We start from the raw sequence: 19497 nt of genomic DNA, 5'->3' as shown, positions 1-19497 counted from the left end.
GGAGATAAGGTGACTGAGCTTTTTACAGCTTCTCCTGTTATGGAACAGGCGGAAGCGTCTTCGCAAACCGATTCTATTTTTAATCGGTTGCTAAAAGATCGCATTATTTGGTTGGGATCTGAAGTAAAAGACGAGAATGCTAATATTATCTGCGCTCAGATGCTGATGCTTGCGGCGCAAGATCCTAAGAAGGATATTTGGTTGTATATTAATTCGCCTGGTGGTTCTATTACTGCGGGTATGGCAATTTACGACACTATGCAGCTAATTGAACCAGATGTTGCAACTATTGCAGTCGGCATGGCAGCTTCAATGGGTCAGTTCCTGCTTAGTTCTGGAACGCCTGGTAAGCGTTATATTACGTCTCATGCGCGCGTGCTTATGCATCAGCCTTCTGGCGGCGTTGGTGGCACTGCTACGGATGTGCGTATTAATGCTGAGCTGATTATGGATATGAAGAAAACACTTTCTGAATTAACAGCTAAGCAGACTGGTCATACCATAGAAGAAATCTACCGAGACAACGAATATGATCACTGGTTCACCGCTAAACAGGCGTTGGAGTATGGTTTTGTAGATAAAATCGTAACAACTCCTGCTTCAATGCGAGGTGAGGAGTAACTTATGGCAAGTGAAGAAGCAAAGTTTGTTGCGCGTGCTGAGCGTTTGGCTGGTTTTGGCGGCGTTTCTTCGGCACAGCGAATTACTAACCGCTACGTTTTGCCACAGTTTGGTGAGCAAACCCCATACGGCTTAAAAACGCATGATCCGTATACGAAGCTTTTTGAAGATCGCATTATTTTTATGGGCGTTCAGGTTGACGACACTTCTGCTGACGATATTATGGCTCAGCTTTTGGTGTTGGAAAGCATGAATAGCGAACGCGACATTATGATGTATATCAATTCTCCTGGCGGCTCTATGACTGCAATGACTGCTATTTACGACACAATGCAGTATATTGGCCCGGATGTTCAAACCGTATGCTTGGGTCAGGCTGCATCTGCTGCTGCAATTTTGCTTGCTGCTGGAGCTCATGGCAAGCGCATGATTTTGCCGAATGCGCGCGTGCTTATTCATCAGCCTGCAATGGGTCAAGATTTTGGTAAGGCTACTGAAATTGAGATTCAGGCTAAGGAAATGCTTCGATTGCGAGAATGGTTAGAAAATACTCTTGCTAAGCATACCGGTCAAGACGTTGAGCGTATTCGCAAAGATATTGAGGTGGATACAATCTTAACTGCTCCAGAAGCTAAATCTTATGGTCTTGTAGATAAAGTGCTTGAGCATCGCGAGTAGTTTTGTAGAAGATAAGCAAACCCCGGTCGACACGCCGGGGTTTGTGTTTTGTTTGTGATGGTTGTATATTAGTCAAGTTGCCGAAAACGAGAGCGTTGTTCTTGTGGACGGAAAACATGCGCCAGTAGCCCAACGGATTAGAGCATCTGACTACGGATCAGAAGGTTGCAGGTTCGAATCCTGTCTGGCGCACGAACAAAACGCGAAGCATTTGCCTCGCGTTTTTTTTTTTATCTCAGCTACTTGGTTTATCCCTTTCCGCTATACTAAAAAGTGCTGCAAAATTAATGTGTTTTGCATAACTTTGGGAGGAAATATTTACAACATGATACGACGCAGCTGGATAATAGTACGCAATATAGCAAATAATGAGCGAATTTCTGGCTTAATTATGCTTGGTTTTGCTCTTACTGGTTTATTGCTTGCAAACATTCCTTTAACCGCGCCAGTATTTGAAGCTGTTTCGCATACTCATATTGGTATTCCGTTTACTAATATTCACATGTCGATTAGTCATTGGGTTCAAGACGGCGTGCTTACTATTTTCTTCCTTTCTGTTGGCTTAGATTTAAAGCATGAGCTTATTGCAGGTTCTCTTTCTGATCCTCGTGCTGCTGCAATGCCAATGATTTGCGCAGTTGGTGGCATGATTGCTCCGCCTTTGCTTTTTGTGGCAATAGTAACCGTATTTTCGGAGCTTCACGCCGGTCAGGAGATTATGCGTCTTACATCCGGCGCTTTACCTTCGTTAGACATGGTTCGTGCTGGTTGGGCGATTCCGACTGCAACCGATATTGCTTTTTCGCTTGCAGTATTAGCTTTATTTGCTAAAACTTTGCCTCATTCTTTGCGCGCGTTTTTGATGACTCTCGCAACTGTTGACGATTTGCTTGGAATTGCGCTTATTGCAGTGTTCTTCTCTTCGCTAAACGCGTGGTACTGGTTTGTTGGCGTTGTTGTGTGTGGTCTTATTTGGACTACTTTAGTGCGTCTTAAACATGTTCCGTGGCCTCTTGTGGCGCTAGTTGGCATTGTGGCGTGGGTAATGATGTATGAAGCTGGAGTGCACCCAACTTTAGCTGGCGTAATGGTAGGATTGCTCACTCCTGCGCATCTAGTTCACGGAGAAAAAACTTTGCGCGCGGAGCGTTATCGCGAAAAAATTCAGCCTGTATCTGCTTTAGTCGCATTACCTATTTTTGCGCTTTTTGCAACCGGCGTGCATTTTGAAACGCTAACTTGGGAGCTGTTCTTATCTCCAATTCTTATTGCTATTACTATTGCGCTGGTTGTTGGAAAACCTTTGGGAATTATGGTAACTGCTTGGCTTTCAAAGCACTTACTTGGCTTAAAAGTTCCAGACTCTTTGCGCGTAGTTGATTTGCTTCCGACTGCCTGTGCGTGCGGTATTGGTTTTACAGTGTCGCTACTTATTGCTTCTCTTGCATATTCGGACGCAGATTTGTCTGCAGAGGCACGTTTTGGTGTTCTTGTTGCTTCTATTGTTGCGGCTGGTGTTTCGGGATTCTTGCTTTCTATGCAATCAAAGCATATGGAAGAAGAATTGGACGATATTGAAGATTAGCTTTTCGTATTAGCTTTTATGATTATTCTTTGAGATTATTTTTTTTTGGGATTATTTTGGGAGTAGTTATGAATAATAGTCAGGAAGATTATTCTTCAGAAGTTCCACCTTGGTCTAATACGTATCATCGCGGTTCGGTGCTTATGCGCGGATCTATGATTCCTAAAGAAAGCACAACCGAAACGCTTCTTCGCAAAGATAGAAGTCAGCAGATTGCAGCAGGCGTTGGTGCAGACCGAGATAACAAGTGGGATTGGAGAAGTGCAGACCCTTGGCGCGCGCTTCGAATTCAGGCCGAATTTGTTGACGGTTTTGACGCTCTTGCCGGATTAGGGCCTGCTGTTAGCGTTTTTGGCTCTGCGCGTATAAAAGAGGGCGAGCCGGAATATGTGGCCGCGCTAACTATGGGCAAGGAGCTTGTAAAACGCGGTTTTGCTGTTATTACAGGCGGCGGCCCTGGCATTATGGAGGCTGCGAATCGCGGTGCTGCAGAAGCTGGTGGCACTTCGGTTGGTTTGGGTATTGAGCTTCCGCACGAGCAGGGTTTGAATAAGTGGATTAATCTCGGAATGCAGTTTAGATACTTCTTCGTTAGAAAAACAATGTTTATGAAGTATTCTTCCGGAATTATTGTGTGTCCTGGCGGATTTGGCACAATGGATGAAATGTTTGAAGCTCTAACTCTTGTGCAAACGCATAAGGTTGCGCGCGTGCCGGTTGTGCTGTTTGGAACTGAGTATTGGAAGGGCTTGATTAACTGGCTGCAGTCAACTGTTACTTCTCGTGGATTAATTTCGTCTCTTGACCCGCACTTGTTTGCTGTTACGGACGATCCGCTAGAAGCAGTGCGCATAGCGTCTGGTACTAATTAAGATTAATCGAGTCGCATTTTTAAGCGAAAACGACATTTTCTTTACAGTTACGTATAAGTTTATATTACAATTCGTTTAATGTGGCGCGAGTTTTTGGGGATTTCTTTCCTCGCACGTCCCGTCCTTCGGGCGCTCTGGCTGTTAAAGGCGTTTAGTGTGTTCGCCTTTCTTAAAGAATGTAGCTTCTCAGTCCTCTTTTAGTGCTCGTAAAGAAATCCCCCAAACTCTGCGTGCTTAATCTTTAATAACCTCATTCAATCGTAGAGATTTTTCGATTTTTCTTCTTCACTCGGCGAATCAGCAGCCTTCGGCTCTGACGTTCGCCTCGCTCAGTGCAAAAAATCTCAAATCTCACCATACGAACATCCAAATGAATGACGACGCAATTAAGATGTAAATCAACCTACAAGTTTTTGCGCTCGTTCACGAGTGTGGTAAGCTGCCAAATCTCTTCGCCAACGTCGATTCCGCGCGGACACTGCCTTGAGCACGCTCTAACCGACTGGCACGCACTAATTCCATCACTGCCATCAATCAAATCTAGTCGACGCTCTGTTGCATTGTCCCTAGAATCGTAAATAAAACGAGCCGCGTTAATCAAGGCAGCAGGCCCAATAAAAGCCTCGCCGCCGGCGTAGATTGGGCATATTCCTTCGCACGCACCGCACATAATGCAGTTACTTAAAAGCTCAAACTTTTGTAAATCTTCAGGATGCTGCAAAAACTCAATAAGCTTAAGTTTCCCTTCGGCATTTCGCACAGAAACGTCCGCTGATTGCAAATATGGCTCTAAACGTTTTATCTGCGAAATCATAGGCGAAAGATCGCATATAAGATCTCGCTGAACTGCAAATCCGGCAAGAGGCGCAAGCTCAATAATGCCAAAACTTCCATTATTTTGAGCTGCAGTATTCGTAGATTTTTTCTGTAGAATTGGCGATTTTGCTGAGCTTTCGCCGCTACTTGCAGCTCCGGTTTTTCTAAATCCGCGAGATTGCACGTTATTTGTGATTTCTGGACGAGCGTTCGCGCCTATTGTTGCGCTGCAAAGTAAAGTTGGCATGCCGTTTACGTTTGCAGCATCCGATCCGCAAACTCCGTGGCCACAAGAGTAGCGAAAAGCCAAAGTCGGGTCGATTGTGCGCTTAATAGTTAGCAAGCAGCTAAGAATAGTATCCGTTGAGCGAACGCGCAAAACGTAATCTTGAACCCAATGCTTGCCTTGAATGCGTTTTATTGTTGTTGATAAAGATTCATCAGCATTATCGTTTTCTGCAGAATCTACTTTTGCAAAAGGATTGCTACGCTTTTTTCGAGCAAATGGACTTTCGTGACGTTTTCGCACGAGTTTAGGAGCGTCTTGCGGATTTTGCGTTTCTTCGCACGGCGCAAAGCGGGATATACGCAAAGTAACAAGCGCAGTGTTATCACCAAGCTCATTACTCATTGCAACCTCCAGTACGTACTGTTCTAGTTTGCCACAATACTTGCACAGAACTAGAACCGATTGCGTCGTTATTTAGTCGCGTGGATATTCGCGTGGTGAGATTTGAGATTTTTCGCACTGAGCGAGGCGAACGTCAGAGCCGAAGGCTGCTGATTCGCCGAGTGAAGAAGAAAAATCGAAAAATCTCTGCGATTAGCACGGTTATTAACGAATGAGCATGCAGAGTTTGGGGGATTTCTTTACGAGCACTAAAAGAGGACTGAGAAGCTACATTCTTTAAGAAAGGCGAACACCTAAACGCCTTTAGCAGCAAGAGCGCCCGAAGGACGGGACGTGCGAGGAAAGAAATCCCCCAAACTCGCGCCACGTTAAACAAATTGTAATATAAACTTGTAGCTTGATTACTGTTTTGGAAGTTTGTCTTGCTCCTCACGTTAGGCTTTAGATTATGACTGACGCTTTATTTTTGCTAGATACTGACCATGATAATGCTCCCGTGCTTGCAGATGGGATTGAGGAAGGATGGACGCTTACGCTTCCTTCCAGCGTAAAACGCCACGCAATATCCGCTATGCGATTGGCGGAAGGTGACGCTTTGCAACTTTCCGACGGCAAAGGCTTGCGAATTCACGCAACTGTTACGGATGCGGAAAATGGTTTAGTTCGCGTCGATGCTTTCACTAGTGAAGCGCGTCGCACTACGCGTCTTGCGCTTGTGCAGGCTTTAGCAAAAACCGGTCACGATGAGCAAGCAATTGACATGGCTACGCAAATTGGCGTAGATGAAGTAATTCCTTGGTGCGCTGACCGCTCAATCGCAAAGTGGAAGCCTGGTCGCACGGATAAGCGTTGGAATCAGGTGTTGCAGGCTGCTACAGAGCAGTCTCGAAGAGCTTGGATGCCGGAGCTTCAAGAATGCGTATCTAGTAAGCAGATTGTTGCAATATGTAGGCGTGCATGCGTTTATGGAAACCTAGTAGTGGTATTGCATCAGGATGCAACTGACTGCTGGAGTCAAATCGAGCAAGCTGTGAACACTCTTACCGAGCGCTGCCTGGATGATGGCAAGGAGCGCACTGTTTACGTGCTTGTTGGTCCAGAAGGCGGTATTAGTGACGACGAGGTTTCGATGTTTGTTGACGCTGGAGCTAAAAGCTGCGTTTTAGGCAGCAATATTTTGCGCGCTTCCACTGCAGGGCCTGTGGCACTTTCGCTTCTTTCGCGCGCTTTAGGCCGCTACGAATAGTGAAAAAATCATAAATAAAATGCGCAAGTTTGTGTAAAATAGTATGTGGTATGCCGATTGCTTTTGGCTTTTGGCATGAATTTTATTTCGTAATAAAAAATAGGGGAGAAACCATGAGCGATGCAACTATGAACGGTGCTGCGAGCCATACTGATCCAGACTGCATTTTTTGCAAGATTATTGCAGGCGAAATTCCAAGCACGCGCGTTTATGAAGATGATTCGGTAGTCGCTTTTAAGGATATTAATCCGCAGGCAAAAGTGCATGTGCTGATTGTGCCGCGCAATCACTATAAGAATGTTGCTGAGCTTGCTAGTAAAGCTCCTGAAACTTTAGCTCATATTGCTGGTGTTGCGCAAAATATTGCTAACGACGCGTTTAATGGAGACTACAGGCTTGTTTTTAACACTGGTCTTGCAGCTGGTCAAACAGTATTCCATGTTCATGCACATGTTCTTACTGGCGAAAAGCTTGTGGAAGGCAGCTTATAAATCATACAAAGTCGCGTGCTTCTACAAAATTGTGCGCTTCAAGCAAAATCTAAACTAGTAACACCTGAAAAAATAAACTTCGAGAGGAATAACAAATAATCATGAGCATTGAAGTCATGAACGAAACCGTGTGGCGAATCGACGCTAAAATCTTCTCCGATCTTGGCATGTGGGTGTTGCAGCAGATGAAAGTCAGCACGCAGTCAGATTTATCAATTACTTTCGTTGATCCTGAGCCAATTGCCTGCCTTCACGAGCGCTGGATGAACCTTGAAGGTCCAACAGATGTTATGAGTTTTCCAATGGACGAGCTTACTCCTGGAAGCGATGAAAAAGTTTCCGAGGGCATGCTTGGAGACTTGGTGATTTGCCCTTGGGTGGCTCAGCAGCAGGCGCTCGCGGCGGGGCATAGCACAATGGAAGAGATGATGCTTTTAACCATTCATGGCATACTGCATTTGCTTGGTTACGATCACACAAATCCGGAAGAAGAAAAGCAAATGTTTGGTTTGCAGCGTCAGCTTTTGCTTACTTTCTTCGCTGCACGTTCTGGGGAATTGTATGACGCGACTCTTCCGGAAGGAGCTGTGAACGAGCTTGAACGTTACGATGCTGAGCATGATTCAAAAGGCAGCAAAAATAACAAAAGCAAGTAAGCATAAATAAGCAGAAGTAAGCACAAACTACCGCAAACAAGCACAAACAAGCAGTTGTAAGATGTAAGAGCATAATTATGGAAGATATTAAAGCATTTTTTACAAATATATCGGTACCGGAACTTCCGTTGCACGTGTGGCTAGGATTAGCCGTTTTGCTTTTGCTTGCAATTCTTCTTGTGTGGCTGTCTCTTGCAATGGCAGCTGCAGAAGGGGCAGTGCCTAGGGTTACGCGAGCGAGCTTAAACAATCTTATGATTGAAGCGCAAACTCACGATGACGACACAAGCGCAATAGTGCGTATGCGTAGAATAGCAAGAATTCATCGTGTAAAAAAGCTTATTTCAGACCGTTACGCAACTTCTAGCGCATGCGCTTTTGTGCGCGTTCTGTGCAATGTGTTTGACGGCGTTATTATTGCTGCGGTTTCGGCGTTTTTCGGTGCTCCAATGTGGCTTACTTTGGTTGTTGGCGTTGTTGTTTCGGTTATTGTTGCTGTTATTTCTATGCTTGTTCGCCCGCGTTCTGTGGGAGCTGCTCAGCCTGTGGCAAAGTTGATGAGGCTTTCTCGCATTGTTTCTATTGCTATGGCGATTAATCCTCTTGTGCATATTGCTGGCGATGTGGACGTAACTTCTAGAAAAAAGCATGTTGATCTTTCAGATGATGAGGCTTTGGAAGATATTCAGCTGGATCAAGCGAAGGCGAGTATTGATCGCCTTGTTGAAGCGAATGATTTTGACCCTGAAGTTTCGGAAATGATGCGCAATGTGCTCACGCTTTCAGACACTTTGACTCGCGAAATCATGGTTCCTCGAACCGATATGATTTGCGTAAAAAGCGACGAAACGCTGGAAAATTTCCTGAAATTATGCTCAAGATCCGGATTTTCTCGAGTTCCTGTTATTGGAGATTCGGTTGACGATTTAGTTGGCGTTGCTTATTTAAAAGACGCAGTAAGAGCTACTGTGTTTAATCCTGCAGCTTCTTCTAGGGCTGTTGACACTATTAGCCGTGATCCTATGCTTGTGCCGGAGTCCAAGCCGGTTGACGATTTATTCCACGAAATGCAGCGAATTCGCCAGCATGTGGCAGTAGTGGTTGACGAATATGGTGGTATTGCAGGCTTGGTTACTATTGAGGATGCTATTGAGCAGATTGTGGGCGAGCTGGAAGATGAGCATGATCGCACTCAGCATGCGGATCCGGAAGAAGTAAGCGAGGGCGTGTGGAAGATGCCTGCTAGAACGCCGATTGCGGATTTGGAAGATATTTTTGAAGTTCATATTGACGAAGACGATGTTGACACCGTGTTTGGTCTGCTTACGAAGCTGCTTGGTAACGTGCCGATTGTGGGATCTAGTGCGGTTACAAGAGGCTTAAAATTAACTGCTGTGGATTCTGCTGGTAGACGAAAGAAAGTCTCAACTATTTTGGTTGAGCGCGATGTTAAGGGCTTAGAAGAGCCTAAAGACGAGCAGCCTGAAAATAGCAGCGCGGCAAAACTTTCGGAAAAAATATCTGAAAAACTTTCGGAAAAGATTTCTGAAAAGATTTCTCCGCAAGTGTTGGAAAGTAAGCAAACTAACGCGCTTAAGCAAGCAAGTAATATGAAGCAAACAAATTTAATGAAGTAAACGAATTTAATGAAGTAAAGAACTGGATGGTAAAACGTGGATAATATAAGCGATACTAGCATTACGAGCAACGAAAACGACTTCGAGGATAGCAGTGACTTCGAGGGTAATAGCGACTTCGACAATAGCGGCGACTTCGACGACACTGATGACTTCGAGGATAGCAGTGACTTCGACGATGAGATGTTTGCAAATCTTGACTCCTCAACCAGAGCTACGATTCCGACTCCTGATTTTCATGGCTACCGTTCCGGATTCGTAGCTGTAGTCGGTAGGCCAAACGTTGGTAAATCAACGCTTATGAACGCTCTTATTGGCACACAGATTGCTATTGCCTCTTCTCGCCCTGAAACTACGCGTAAGGCTATTCGCGGAATTGTTACAACCGATAATGCGCAAATGGTTTTGGTTGATACTCCGGGTATTCACCGTCCGCGTACGCTTCTTGGCCAGCGTTTGAACGATATTGTTGACGAGTCGCTTTCAGATGTTGATGCGATTGCATTCTTGCTTCCAGCAGACCAGGAGATAGGACCAGGAGACAGGCGAATCTTAAGCCGTCTTCGCTCCGATTTTGCTAAAAAAGATGAGAAGGGCAATTGGACTTGGAAAGTTCCGCTTATTGGTATTGTTACAAAAATCGATACGCTTAGCCGCAGCGAGTTAGTTGAGCATTTGCTTCAAATTCAGCAGTTTGCCGATTTTACGGATATTGTGCCTGTTAGTGCGCTGGAACGCGACAATGTTGACGAAGTTAAGAATGTTTTGATTCAAAACTTGCCGGAAGGTCCGCAAATGTATCCGGCGGATCAGCTTAGCGAGGAAAGTCCAGAAAGCATGATTTCGGAGCTTATTCGCGGAGCATTTTTGGAAGAATTGGACGACGAGTTGCCTCATTCTTTAGCTGTTGTAGTTGACGATATTGTGTATCCGGGCGGTGGTGAAGATACTCAATACGACGACAACAAAGCGCATGTGCTTGTGTCGGTTTATGTTGAGCGAGATTCGCAAAAGCCGATTATTATTGGTCATCGTGCGGAGCATTTAGTGCGCGTAAAGAAGCGTTTACGCACGGCTGTAAATCGCATTACTGGCACAAAAGCTGTGCTTGAATTGCATGTGAAGGTTGCAAAAGGATGGCAGAGCGACCCTAAGAAGCTTGAGCGTTTGGGCTTCTAATTTTACTTAGTGTGTTTTGACGCGCGCGTTTTGCCTAGCGAATTCTGCTTAGCGCTTATAAAAAACCGCAGCCGATATAATTTCGACTGCGGTTTTTGTTTTATTTAGTTTCAACTACATGCGACGGTGACGTGCGAAAGTCACACCTCCGCCGATTGCAACAATTCCAGCAATCACAACTGCCACAACCGCGCCAATTGTAAGCGTGTTGTTGGAACCGTTTTGTGCCTTTGCAGCACTGCCGTTTGCTTGAGCATTCTTGGACTCGTTGCTTGGGCTGTTGTTTGTTGTGCTGTTTTGATCGCTGCTATTGCTATTAGAATCCTGAGTTTCTTGCTTTGCGGAGTCTTCCTTTGCAGATTCCTTCGATTCAGCATTCTTAGAATCCTTAGCGTTCTTGCTTTGTGCTACGCCTGCGCTAGAAGTTGCGGCTGCATTTGCAGAAGCAGTGTGGTTGTCGTGCTTCGTGTTCTTTGCATTCGCGCGTTCTGCTTTAGTAGACTTTCCAGCTTCACTCTTAGCAACAGCCTGTGTAACGTGATTTTCTGCGGTAGTTGAAGCGAACTCGTTAGACTGTTGTTCAACATCAACAGCAGGAACACTAACATGCGGTGCTTGTGGTGTGAATGGAACATTACCGTTACCAGTGTTACCAGCGTTTTCAGTGTTTCCGGTATTGTTTGTGTTTCCTGTATTACCAGTGCTACCGTGGCCGCTTTCTCCATCATGACTTGGTTCAACCGGTGGCTTTGGTGCAGGTGGTGTTGGAGGTGTCACTGGTGGCAGCAGTTTCGCGAGTGTTGTTGCAGACGTGCTGAGCTTGTTAGCAGTAGTTTGCAGCGTACTAACTTTTCCTGTCAGAATTTGTACGAAGCTTTCAAACTTTGGATAAGCTGCCAAGAATGTTGACTGCATGAAGGATTGCTGAGTTGCTGGGTCAGTAACAACCGCCTTAAACTTTTCTTCCGCGGTCTTAAGATTCTTCTGTATAGTTTCAATCTTGGTTTTAGCTTCTGCAACAACTTCTTGAGCATGCTTAACCTTAGCTTGAGCATTTGCTACAGCAGTTTGAGCAAGTTGAATCTTCTTAACAACATTTTCTTTTGCAGCTTCAACAGCATCATTTGCAGTTTTAACCGCTTTAACAGCATTTTGAGCTTTTGTTTGTAACGCTTTAAGCTGGCCTGTTACTGTGTTCTGAGTATCTTTAGCACCATCAAGAGCGATCTGAGCAGCTTTAACTTTGCCATTAGCTTCAGTAACTTTCTGATTCTCAGCTGCAATCTGCGCTTCAAGAGTCTGAATCGTCTGCTTCAGATTAGTTACCTTCTCATTAGCTGCTTTAAGCTCTTGATCAACCTTAGCTTTGGCTTCGTTGGCTTCTTTAACAGCCTGAGTTGCTGTATCAAACCTTACTTGAGCTTCGTTAACAGCCTTGGTAAGTTCGTCATCAACTTTTTCTTGCTGTGCCTTGGCAGCAGTTCGAGCTGCTTTAGCAGTCTGCTTTGCAGTTTCAGCTTCTGACTTCAAAGTCTTGGCTGTTTCTTTCAAGCCGTTAAGCTCGGTTGTAAGCTGATTAATCTGTTGCTGGCGTGCTTCTTTGCCTAACTGTGCATCATTCTCAGCCTTCTGCTTAGCAGCTTCATATGCTGAATTGGCAGTAGTCCAAGCAGTCTTCAGTTCAGTAGCCTTCTTAGCAGCCTCTTCCTTAGCCTTTGTATCTTCAGCTAATTTTGCTTTAGCAGTTGTAATTTTAGTGTTTGTATCTTTAATGTTTTTTACAAGAGATGTTACAACACTGCCTTTTGCGCTAGAGGAAGCAATTTTTGCGTTCAGTTCTTCGAGTTCAGAGCTAATGCTGCTAATCTCTCCAGCATAAGCTTCGGACTTGTTTTTAGCCCAAGGAAGATACGACTTCACATCATGCTCGTAATTCTTTTTTGTGTCTGGTGGCCAATTGCCATTAGGATTTGCTTCATATTCTTGAACGAACTTCTCTATCTCGCTTATGTTATCATCTAAATCTTTTTTAGCATTTTCTATCTTTGTTTTTTGAGCTTGTAAATCCTCCTTTTCTCTAGTTTGCAAAGGAGTATTTTCTCCATCAGGAGTCATATTCAAATCGTACTGAACTTTACGAAGCTCATACTTAGCGTCAAATAGCTTCTTATTTTTCTCAGTAATCGTTGCAGATAGAGACTTCAAATTCTCTGCATTTGATGGCTCAAGTTTCTTTGCTGAATCTCTCGTACCAGTAAGATTGGCTATGTACTCATTTAGAGATCCTGTAAACTCTTCCACACTAAGCTGTGATTCTTGCTTACTGCCATGCCATACAACAACATTTTCGCCACTCTGTTTCAATGCGACGGAATTATTGCTGTCAGCAAAACCGCAAGAATTAATTTTATTATCAACAAAGTTTAGGTAATGGCCAACTGCTAATTCAAAATCACTGTTAACTGCATCAGAACTATATGTTTGATGCGTAAAGTCGTATCGATGATTTTTTAAGAATTCTTTATCGTTGTTTGTAAGAGTGTAAGTAACTCCGCCTTTAGACCAGGTTCCTTTTTCTATAGCATTGTCATAAATCGCTTTTTCGGCATCATACCAGCCGTCCATTGCGTTGCCAACGTTGTTAGAATCATTTCCAGTGTGCTCTCTCTTAAGGCGTGTGGAAGAATCATACTTATCGAATGAACCCCATGCAAGATTCTCGGACGAATCCAAATAAGGATTAGTATTCATAGATGAAGCTGAATTGTAATCAGCATGGTTTGCAGAATGTTCAATAACAGCTCCTGAGTAGTATGAATTCACAATACTCTCAGCAATCATGCTAAGGTTCACATTAAGAGGATTTAGGTTGTTTTTTGTTCGCTCTGCGTTAAGAGGCGCATAATACGTTACAGCATCTTTCAAATTCTTTAAGGAATCAGCGCCACCTACTCGCTTAAGCTTCACCAAATCCTTATACCACATTGGCGCTTTAATTGTGCGTCCTTGATGTGTTATTGTTCCTCCATCTGCAGTTTTTGTAACCGTGTCAGGGATAACAACATCTTTTCCAGTAAGTATATCCTTTGCTCTTAAAGCATCCGCGTATATAGCTTTACCTTTTACAGAATCATCATTCTTATATTTGGAGATTATGTAATCTAGGAAACCGTCGAAACCTTTTTGAACATTAGCATCGAGTTTTTCGGTGTTAGCATTGTTATAGGCGTCTTCAGCTTCTTTTGCTTCTTTTTCCGCTTCTTCTACTTTATCTTGAGCGTTCTTGAACTTCTTTCCGTCTTCATTTTGCTCAAGAGCAGTTTTTGCATTATTTAGCTTTTCAGTTTCGCTTTGTATTGTATTATTATCATTTGCAATGTCATTTGTTTTTTGATTTAACTCGCCTTGAGCTTTAGTATAAGCTTCATGAGCTTGATCCGCTTCGCCCTTGAGCTTCTTTACATTCGGATCTTCGTCTGCAGACTTATGCTCTTGCAAACGCTTTATTTCTTTGTTCTTTTCTTCCTGCTGTTTTGTATTTTCTGTTACAGCTTGCTCTGCTGCCTTGTGTTCATTCTCTTTTTGAGTTGCTGCATCAGAGAGCTGATTGGCTTTTTCCTGAGCTTGCTCTTTATTTTGCTTAGCCTTTTCAAGCTGAGTATTGGCGGTATCTAGTTTGCCTTGTTCAGTTTTTACTTTTTCTCCAGCTTTAGTCTGTTCTGTTTCTTTAGCTTTAACGGCTTCTTTTTCAGTATTAAGCTCGCCTTCAACTTTGCCTTTTTCGTCCTTGGTTTTATTCAGCTTATTTTCAGCAGTTTTCTGATTTTCTGTTTCTTGATCAAACGCAGCTTGCGTAGCTTTAACTTCTTTGTCAGCATTATCTACCGCAGTCTGCTGGTCAGCTAATTCCTTATCGGCTTTACCTTTTTCTTCTTCAGCTGTTTTAGCTTCTTCTCGTTTGTTTTCTAATTCAGTCTGAGCTTTAGTTACTTCTTTGTTGGCATTAGTGGCTTCTGTATTAGCATCAGTAGCTTCGCCTTCTGCCTTATTGACTTCAGTATTAATGGCTTCTTTCCGCGTTTTAGCATCTTCAATAGCTTTATTAGCTTCGCCTCTAGCTTTTTCTACCGGATTCTCATTGCTTGGCTGAACAACAGGATGATTTGCGCCAGTGTCGGTAGTTGTTGCTGTTGCAGCATTGGCCACATTTGCCATGCCGAATAATGCAAGGGAACTTGCGCCTAATGAGATTGCTACTGCGAGTTTGGCGTTCATATTAACCTCTCCTCTTAATTGTTAATGGAAATCAGAAGATTTTCATATCTCTTGCAAAGCTTTTAGAAAAGAAACATTGCTGTGAATGTAGCTTTTCTTTTAACTTGTGCTAAGAAAATATTGTATTCTTCAACGGGGGGGGGTATCAAGTTTTTTCACGGTAATTTTATCAAATACCCATAGATTATTAAGAAAAATTTATGGATTCGCGCAAGTCGCACTAAACATACGCGAATCCATATATAAAACTTGCAAACGTCTGCTTCTTGCGAAAGCCTACGCTTACTTCTCGCAAGAAGCAATATACAAAACTTGCCTACGCCTACTTCTTTCGCGAAGTATACATCTGCGTATTAAGTAGCGTTGCGTAATGCTTAATAACACGCGGGCGAATAATCTTCATAGATGCTGTCATTAAGCCATTTTCTTGCGTAAATTCTTCCGGCAAAATAATGAACTTTCGCACGGATTCTGCGCGAGACACGCCTTCGTTAGCACTGTCAACGAACTTCTGCACTTCGGCGCGCACAACAGCATTATTTGCGGCTTCGCTCATGCTCATGGTTTCGTCTAATCCCTTAAGCTTAAGCCAGTTGCGCAAAATTTCCTCGTCTAAAGTAACAAGTGCGGAAATAAATGGACGCTTATCTCCAAGTACTAATGCTTGAGACACAATCTCGCATCTCTTAATCATCTCTTCAATAGGTCCAGGCGCAACGTTTTTACCGCCAGCCGTAATAATCAAATCCTTTTTGCGGCCGGTAATATAAAGCATGCCTTCGTCGTCAATTCTTCCCAAATCGCCTGTTGCGTACCAGCCGTCTTTGGTGAACGAAGTTTCAGTTGCTTCGTCGTTCTTATGGTACTTATGGAACACACATGTGCCCTTAATTTGCACTTCGCCGTCTTCTGCAATTCGCAAAGTAAAGGCTGGGAATGCAATTCCAACAGAGCCTTCTCGGAAAGGAACTCCAATTGGTGTAAATGCGCATGGGGCAGTGGTTTCAGTAAGACCGTAGCCTTCGTACACTGGAACTCCTGCGCCGCGGAAGAATGAAAGTAGTTCAGGGTCGAGTGGAGCGCCGCCGGCAACAATCCAGTGCGCGCGTCCGCCAAGAGCCTGGCGAAGCGGGCGGTAAACAAGCGGATCGTAAGCAGTTCGGCGAGCCTTGGTAAGCGCTTTAGCATCACCAAACTCTTGAACTTCCTTCATATACTGCTGAGCCGTCACAACAGCACCCTGGAAAGCCAAGCCTTTAGCGCCGTGACCGGCCTTCTGCGAAGCCGCGTTATACACTTTTTCAAGAACTCGAGGAACAACAATCATAACCGTAGGTTTTGCAACCTGCAAATCAGAAATTAAAGTAGAAATTCCTTGAGCAATGTAAATTCGCAATGTACTTGCCACAACAATGTAGTTGATTGCGCGCGCAAAAGAGTGTGCTTGCGGAAGGAACAGAAGCACAGAACCGTCTTTTTCGCTTAACAAATCTGGCAGGTAGATTGGCAGGTTTAGTGCGGTTGTGCAGTAGTGCTCGTGTGTCATTTCAACACCTTTAGGCGCGGCTGTGGAGCCGGAAGTGTAAACAATTGAGCACAAGTCTGTTTTCTTTACGGAATCAATGCGCGCGTCCAATTCTTCGTCGCTAACGGTAGATCCAAAAGCTTTAAGCTCTTCCAATCCGCCGGTTTCTAAGCAAATAATACGTTCCAAGCTTGGGCATTCTTCAATAGCGCCGTCTGCTTTATCTCGCATTTCTGTAGTTCCAACAATAAGAAAACGCGAGTCGGAATTATTAACAATGTTGCGAATCTGCTCTGCAGAATCCGTGTCGTAAATAGTGGCGAGCACGCCGCCGCAAGCCATAACAGCAGCATCTGTAACATCCCACTCGTACGACGTTTTGCACATAAGAGCAATAGCATCTCCCTTGTGCAAACCGTAGTGGATTAAGCCTTTTGCTGCATCCCTAACTTCTTTAAGGAACTGATTTGCTGTTTTAGTAACCCACTTATCGTTTTCTTTGTAAGTGTAAAGCGGGTCGTCTCCCATTCGTGCAGCACGGTCTGCGTACAAGTCGTAAATACTTGTGCCTTCGTCCAGTGGGGCAGCGCTTTCCGTTTTTGTGGTAAGCAAACCTGTTTCTGGGTCAATAAACGTGGTTGTTGGCATTCCTGCGCCCCACTCTTCTACGAGTGGAAGACGCTTATTTTGCGAAAGTAGAGTATTTGTTGAAGATTCTTGTTCTTCATTTGGGTAGCCTGGTTCGCCTGCGCGATCGTCGCTGACTGGGTGTGCGAAATTGCTGCCAATACGCAATGCTTTACGTGCAAGATTAAACGCTTGCTGTTGGAGTGCATTAAAGACGGACACATCTGCTCCTTAATCATGCCTTAGCGGCTCTTAAAAGCGCATAGTTTTAAAGTGCGCTTAGTGCTGTTATCTATAATAATCGTTTGTGTGCTCAAGTTGTGTAAGTGTTTGCATATTTTTATCTATTAAATAATTGAGATTTAAGATTAGTCTTGCGCTGTGGTTACACTAGAAAAGTTGCTTTGGCGAGGGAATATGCCGACTGATTGTTGGCAAAGTTCCGTTATCGACTGGGCTGATGGCCACTTATGGTTTTCGGCGCGTCGGTGCGCCTGAAGCTGGATTAACAAACAAAACTATCCAGACCATAAGGAGACCGATATGGCTACAAAGATTACTCTTGAAGGCGAAGTTCGCAACGAGTTTGGTAAGGGCGTTGCTCGCCGCTTGCGTGTTGCAAATTTGATTCCAGCAAGCCTTTATGCTGGCGGTGCTGATCCAGTGCACGTCACTCTTCCAATGCGTGAGACCACTTTGGCTTTGCGTCACGCAAATGCTTTGTTCACTATTAAGTTTGGCAAGGAATCTCGCATTGCAGTTGTTAAGGATGTTCAGCGCAATCCTGTTAAGCGCATTGTTGAGCACATTGACTTCTACGAGGTTAAGGCTGGCGAAAAGATTGATGTTGAAGTTCCAGTCTTCGTTGAAGGTACTCCAAAGGGTGCTGCTGTTGCATTCGTTGACGTTCAGGAGCTCAAGGTTCGCGCAGACGTTGCCAACTTGCCAGAGCGCGTTGTTGTTAACGTTGACGGCTTGACCGACGGCACCAAGGTGTTTGCTAAGGACGTTAAGCTTCCTAAGGGCGTTGTACTCGACATGGATGGCGAAGAGTCTGTTGTTAGCGTCACCGTTCCTGAAGATGCTGCTCCAGCCGAAGCTGCTGCTCCTGCTGCTGATGCAGCTGCTGCTCCTGCTGCCGCTGCTCCAGCTGCAGAAGAAAAGTAAGTTATAAAGTAAGTTATAAAGTAAGTTATCGTATTTAATTACTAATTAACTTATAACTTATAAATAGTTTAAAATTTTAAGCCGCATAAGTCAGTTCTTATGCGGCTTTTTCTTATAAAATCGGTAAATTTGCTAAATAAATTTTACTTTCAACCATATTTTTTGAAATATTTCTTAAAATATTTTGGCGTGTAAGTTTTGCTAAACGCAAGAATCGTATTATTCTATACGTTAATTGCGTTAAAAGGCAATCAAAAATATTACAGATAGAAAAGAGACATAATGGCTGATTTAGAAATCGCTCCAGAGTTTTCGGACGCCTATGAATCCGATGATCATAGCGATCCTGCTCTGTTGAACAAATTAGCTGGCAACTTTGAAGTTCTGCCTAATGATAATCCAGTTTCGGACGCAAAGCGCAACGAACTTATTGATAAGCCTGCTTTCGGTCAGATTTTCTCCGACAATATGGTTCACATGTCTTGGACTAAAGGCGAAGGCTGGTCGGATCGTCGCGTTGAGCCTTACGGACCATTGAAAATGGATCCAGGCGCATCCGTTTTGCATTACGCTCAGGAATGCTTTGAAGGTTTGAAGGCATACAAGCGCGCAGACGGCTCTATTTGGCTGTTCCGTCCAGATATTAACGCCGCTCGTTTCCAAAATTCTGCTAAGCGTTTGTATTTGCCAGATCTTTCTATTGACGACTTTATTGGTTCTGTTGCAGCTTTGGTAAAGCGGGATAGAGAGTGGGTTCCAAGCCGCCGCGAGTACACGCTTTACATGCGCCCATTCATGTTTGCTTCCGAGCCATTCCTTGGAGTTCGCGAAGCTCATGAGGTTGAATATTGCGTGATTGCTTCTCCATCCGGCCCATACTTCAAGGGTGGTTTGAAGCCTGTGAGCATTTGGGTTGAAGATCAGTGGTTCCGCACCGGCCCTGGTGGTACCGGTTTTGCTAAGTGCGGCGGAAATTACGCTGCTTCCTTGCTCGGTGAATACAAGGGTATTGAGCATGGCTGTGAGCAGGTTTGCTTCGTGGATGCTGCAACTAAGACTTATTTGGAAGAGCTTGGCGGCATGAACATGTTCGCGCTGCACAAGGATGGTCATTTGGAAACTCCATCTCTTACGGGCAGCATTCTTCCTGGCGTTACACGTCGTTCTTTGATTCAGCTTGCTAAAGAGGCTGGTCATGATGTTGTTGAAACTATGATTCCGCTTCAAGGCCTGCTTGACGACATTCGTTCCGGTGAGGTAACTGAAGTCTTTGCTTGCGGTACTGCTGCAATCATCACTCCAATTGGTCGCTTTAAGTCAGATGATTTCGATCTTAAGGTTTCCGACGGTGGTGTTGGTGAGTTGACTCAGGCTTTGCGCGACGAGCTCCTTGGCATTCAGCTTGGCGATGTTGAAGACAAGCACAACTGGATGTGGAAGGTTTGTGACTAATTAATTGGCGCGTCGTACTCCGTATGTAGATTCATATGT

Annotated in this window: 14 protein-coding genes, 1 tRNA gene and 1 pseudogene; 13 read left to right on the top strand and 3 right to left on the bottom strand. The window is 44.3% G+C overall.

Annotation, left to right across the window (positions count from 1 at the left end; translation table 11 throughout):
* Nucleotides 1–9: 9 nt before the first annotated feature.
* From ACLD6A_RS01965 to ACLD6A_RS01945, 5 genes and pseudogenes are all read left to right on the top strand, one after another.
* Nucleotides 10–621: an ATP-dependent Clp protease proteolytic subunit gene (locus ACLD6A_RS01965; protein WP_410313425.1), complete on the top strand. Its 612-nt coding sequence runs from the start codon at nucleotides 10–12 to the stop codon at nucleotides 619–621.
* Between the two features lie 3 nt (nucleotides 622–624).
* A complete protein-coding gene (locus ACLD6A_RS01960) occupies nucleotides 625–1299 on the top strand; it encodes an ATP-dependent Clp protease proteolytic subunit (RefSeq protein WP_004135168.1) in 675 nt (224 codons plus the stop codon).
* Nucleotides 1300–1417: 118 nt separating this feature from the next.
* Nucleotides 1418–1491: transfer RNA gene (locus ACLD6A_RS01955), tRNA-Arg, on the top strand.
* Nucleotides 1492–1624: 133 nt separating this feature from the next.
* Nucleotides 1625–2863, top strand: a pseudogene (locus tag ACLD6A_RS01950) (Na+/H+ antiporter NhaA); the annotation flags it as partial.
* A gap of 89 nt (nucleotides 2864–2952) precedes the next feature.
* Nucleotides 2953–3756 (top strand): TIGR00730 family Rossman fold protein, encoded by an 804-nt coding sequence (locus ACLD6A_RS01945; protein ID WP_410313424.1) that lies wholly within the window; start codon nucleotides 2953–2955, stop codon nucleotides 3754–3756.
* Nucleotides 3757–4159: 403 nt separating this feature from the next.
* On the opposite strand, the gene ACLD6A_RS01940 is transcribed toward ACLD6A_RS01945, so the two are convergent.
* Nucleotides 4160–5203, bottom strand: a complete 1044-nt coding sequence (locus ACLD6A_RS01940) for a succinate dehydrogenase/fumarate reductase iron-sulfur subunit (protein WP_410313423.1) — start codon at nucleotides 5201–5203, stop codon at nucleotides 4160–4162.
* On the opposite strand from ACLD6A_RS01940, the gene ACLD6A_RS01935 reads away from it, so the two are divergent.
* From ACLD6A_RS01935 to era, 6 genes are all read left to right on the top strand, one after another.
* Complete coding sequence (locus ACLD6A_RS01935) at nucleotides 5203–5418, top strand: hypothetical protein (protein WP_410313422.1); 216 nt, start codon at nucleotides 5203–5205, stop codon at nucleotides 5416–5418. The genes ACLD6A_RS01940 and ACLD6A_RS01935 overlap by 1 nt on opposite strands.
* Nucleotides 5419–5651: 233 nt before the next feature.
* Nucleotides 5652–6449: a 16S rRNA (uracil(1498)-N(3))-methyltransferase gene (locus ACLD6A_RS01930; RefSeq protein WP_004135155.1), complete on the top strand. Its 798-nt coding sequence runs from the start codon at nucleotides 5652–5654 to the stop codon at nucleotides 6447–6449.
* A gap of 113 nt (nucleotides 6450–6562) precedes the next feature.
* Nucleotides 6563–6940, top strand: a complete 378-nt coding sequence (locus tag ACLD6A_RS01925; protein ID WP_004135154.1) for a histidine triad nucleotide-binding protein — start codon at nucleotides 6563–6565, stop codon at nucleotides 6938–6940.
* 101 nt (nucleotides 6941–7041) lie between these two features.
* Nucleotides 7042–7596 (top strand): rRNA maturation RNase YbeY, encoded by a 555-nt coding sequence (ybeY, locus tag ACLD6A_RS01920; RefSeq protein WP_004135153.1) that lies wholly within the window; start codon nucleotides 7042–7044, stop codon nucleotides 7594–7596.
* 77 nt (nucleotides 7597–7673) lie between these two features.
* Nucleotides 7674–9233 carry a hemolysin family protein gene (locus ACLD6A_RS01915; protein WP_410313421.1) on the top strand — a complete coding sequence of 520 codons (1560 nt, stop codon included), beginning with the start codon at nucleotides 7674–7676 and terminating at the stop codon, nucleotides 9231–9233.
* Nucleotides 9234–9416: 183 nt separating this feature from the next.
* Nucleotides 9417–10412, top strand: a complete 996-nt coding sequence (gene era, locus ACLD6A_RS01910) for a GTPase Era (protein ID WP_410313611.1) — start codon at nucleotides 9417–9419, stop codon at nucleotides 10410–10412.
* 114 nt (nucleotides 10413–10526) lie between these two features.
* On the opposite strand, the gene ACLD6A_RS01905 is transcribed toward era, so the two are convergent.
* Nucleotides 10527–14687 (bottom strand): hypothetical protein, encoded by a 4161-nt coding sequence (locus ACLD6A_RS01905; protein WP_410313420.1) that lies wholly within the window; start codon nucleotides 14685–14687, stop codon nucleotides 10527–10529.
* Nucleotides 14688–15009: 322 nt separating this feature from the next.
* Nucleotides 15010–17061 (bottom strand): AMP-dependent synthetase/ligase, encoded by a 2052-nt coding sequence (locus ACLD6A_RS01900; RefSeq protein ID WP_004135148.1) that lies wholly within the window; start codon nucleotides 17059–17061, stop codon nucleotides 15010–15012.
* A gap of 321 nt (nucleotides 17062–17382) precedes the next feature.
* Between ACLD6A_RS01900 and ACLD6A_RS01895 the strand changes: the two genes are divergently transcribed.
* Nucleotides 17383–18006: a 50S ribosomal protein L25/general stress protein Ctc gene (locus ACLD6A_RS01895; RefSeq protein WP_004127323.1), complete on the top strand. Its 624-nt coding sequence runs from the start codon at nucleotides 17383–17385 to the stop codon at nucleotides 18004–18006.
* 282 nt (nucleotides 18007–18288) lie between these two features.
* Nucleotides 18289–19458 (top strand): branched-chain amino acid aminotransferase, encoded by a 1170-nt coding sequence (locus tag ACLD6A_RS01890; RefSeq protein ID WP_004135146.1) that lies wholly within the window; start codon nucleotides 18289–18291, stop codon nucleotides 19456–19458.
* Nucleotides 19459–19497: the final 39 nt, after the last annotated feature.

It is taken from the genome of Gardnerella sp. Marseille-Q9691, from assembly GCF_046507715.1.
In the GTDB taxonomy this organism is placed as follows: domain Bacteria; phylum Actinomycetota; class Actinomycetes; order Actinomycetales; family Bifidobacteriaceae; genus Bifidobacterium; species Bifidobacterium greenwoodii.
Note: the sequence above shows the minus strand (reverse complement) of the source record. Positions and strands in the feature narration are given on the sequence as shown.

Excerpts from the sequence above, each read along its gene's own strand:
- ACLD6A_RS01940 (WP_410313423.1), bottom strand. The coding sequence starts at position 5,203 with ATGAGTAATGAGCTTGGTGATAACACTGCGCTTGTTACTTTGCGTATA.
- era (WP_410313611.1), top strand. The coding sequence starts at position 9,417 with ATGTTTGCAAATCTTGACTCCTCAACCAGAGCTACGATTCCGACTCCT.
- ACLD6A_RS01895 (WP_004127323.1), top strand. The coding sequence starts at position 17,383 with ATGGCTACAAAGATTACTCTTGAAGGCGAAGTTCGCAACGAGTTTGGT.
- ACLD6A_RS01930 (WP_004135155.1), top strand. The coding sequence starts at position 5,652 with ATGACTGACGCTTTATTTTTGCTAGATACTGACCATGATAATGCTCCC.
- ACLD6A_RS01960 (WP_004135168.1), top strand. The coding sequence starts at position 625 with ATGGCAAGTGAAGAAGCAAAGTTTGTTGCGCGTGCTGAGCGTTTGGCT.
- ACLD6A_RS01915 (WP_410313421.1), top strand. The coding sequence starts at position 7,674 with ATGGAAGATATTAAAGCATTTTTTACAAATATATCGGTACCGGAACTT.
- ACLD6A_RS01905 (WP_410313420.1), bottom strand. The coding sequence starts at position 14,687 with ATGAACGCCAAACTCGCAGTAGCAATCTCATTAGGCGCAAGTTCCCTT.
- ACLD6A_RS01925 (WP_004135154.1), top strand. The coding sequence starts at position 6,563 with ATGAGCGATGCAACTATGAACGGTGCTGCGAGCCATACTGATCCAGAC.
- ACLD6A_RS01890 (WP_004135146.1), top strand. The coding sequence starts at position 18,289 with ATGGCTGATTTAGAAATCGCTCCAGAGTTTTCGGACGCCTATGAATCC.
- ACLD6A_RS01945 (WP_410313424.1), top strand. The coding sequence starts at position 2,953 with ATGAATAATAGTCAGGAAGATTATTCTTCAGAAGTTCCACCTTGGTCT.
- ybeY (WP_004135153.1), top strand. The coding sequence starts at position 7,042 with ATGAGCATTGAAGTCATGAACGAAACCGTGTGGCGAATCGACGCTAAA.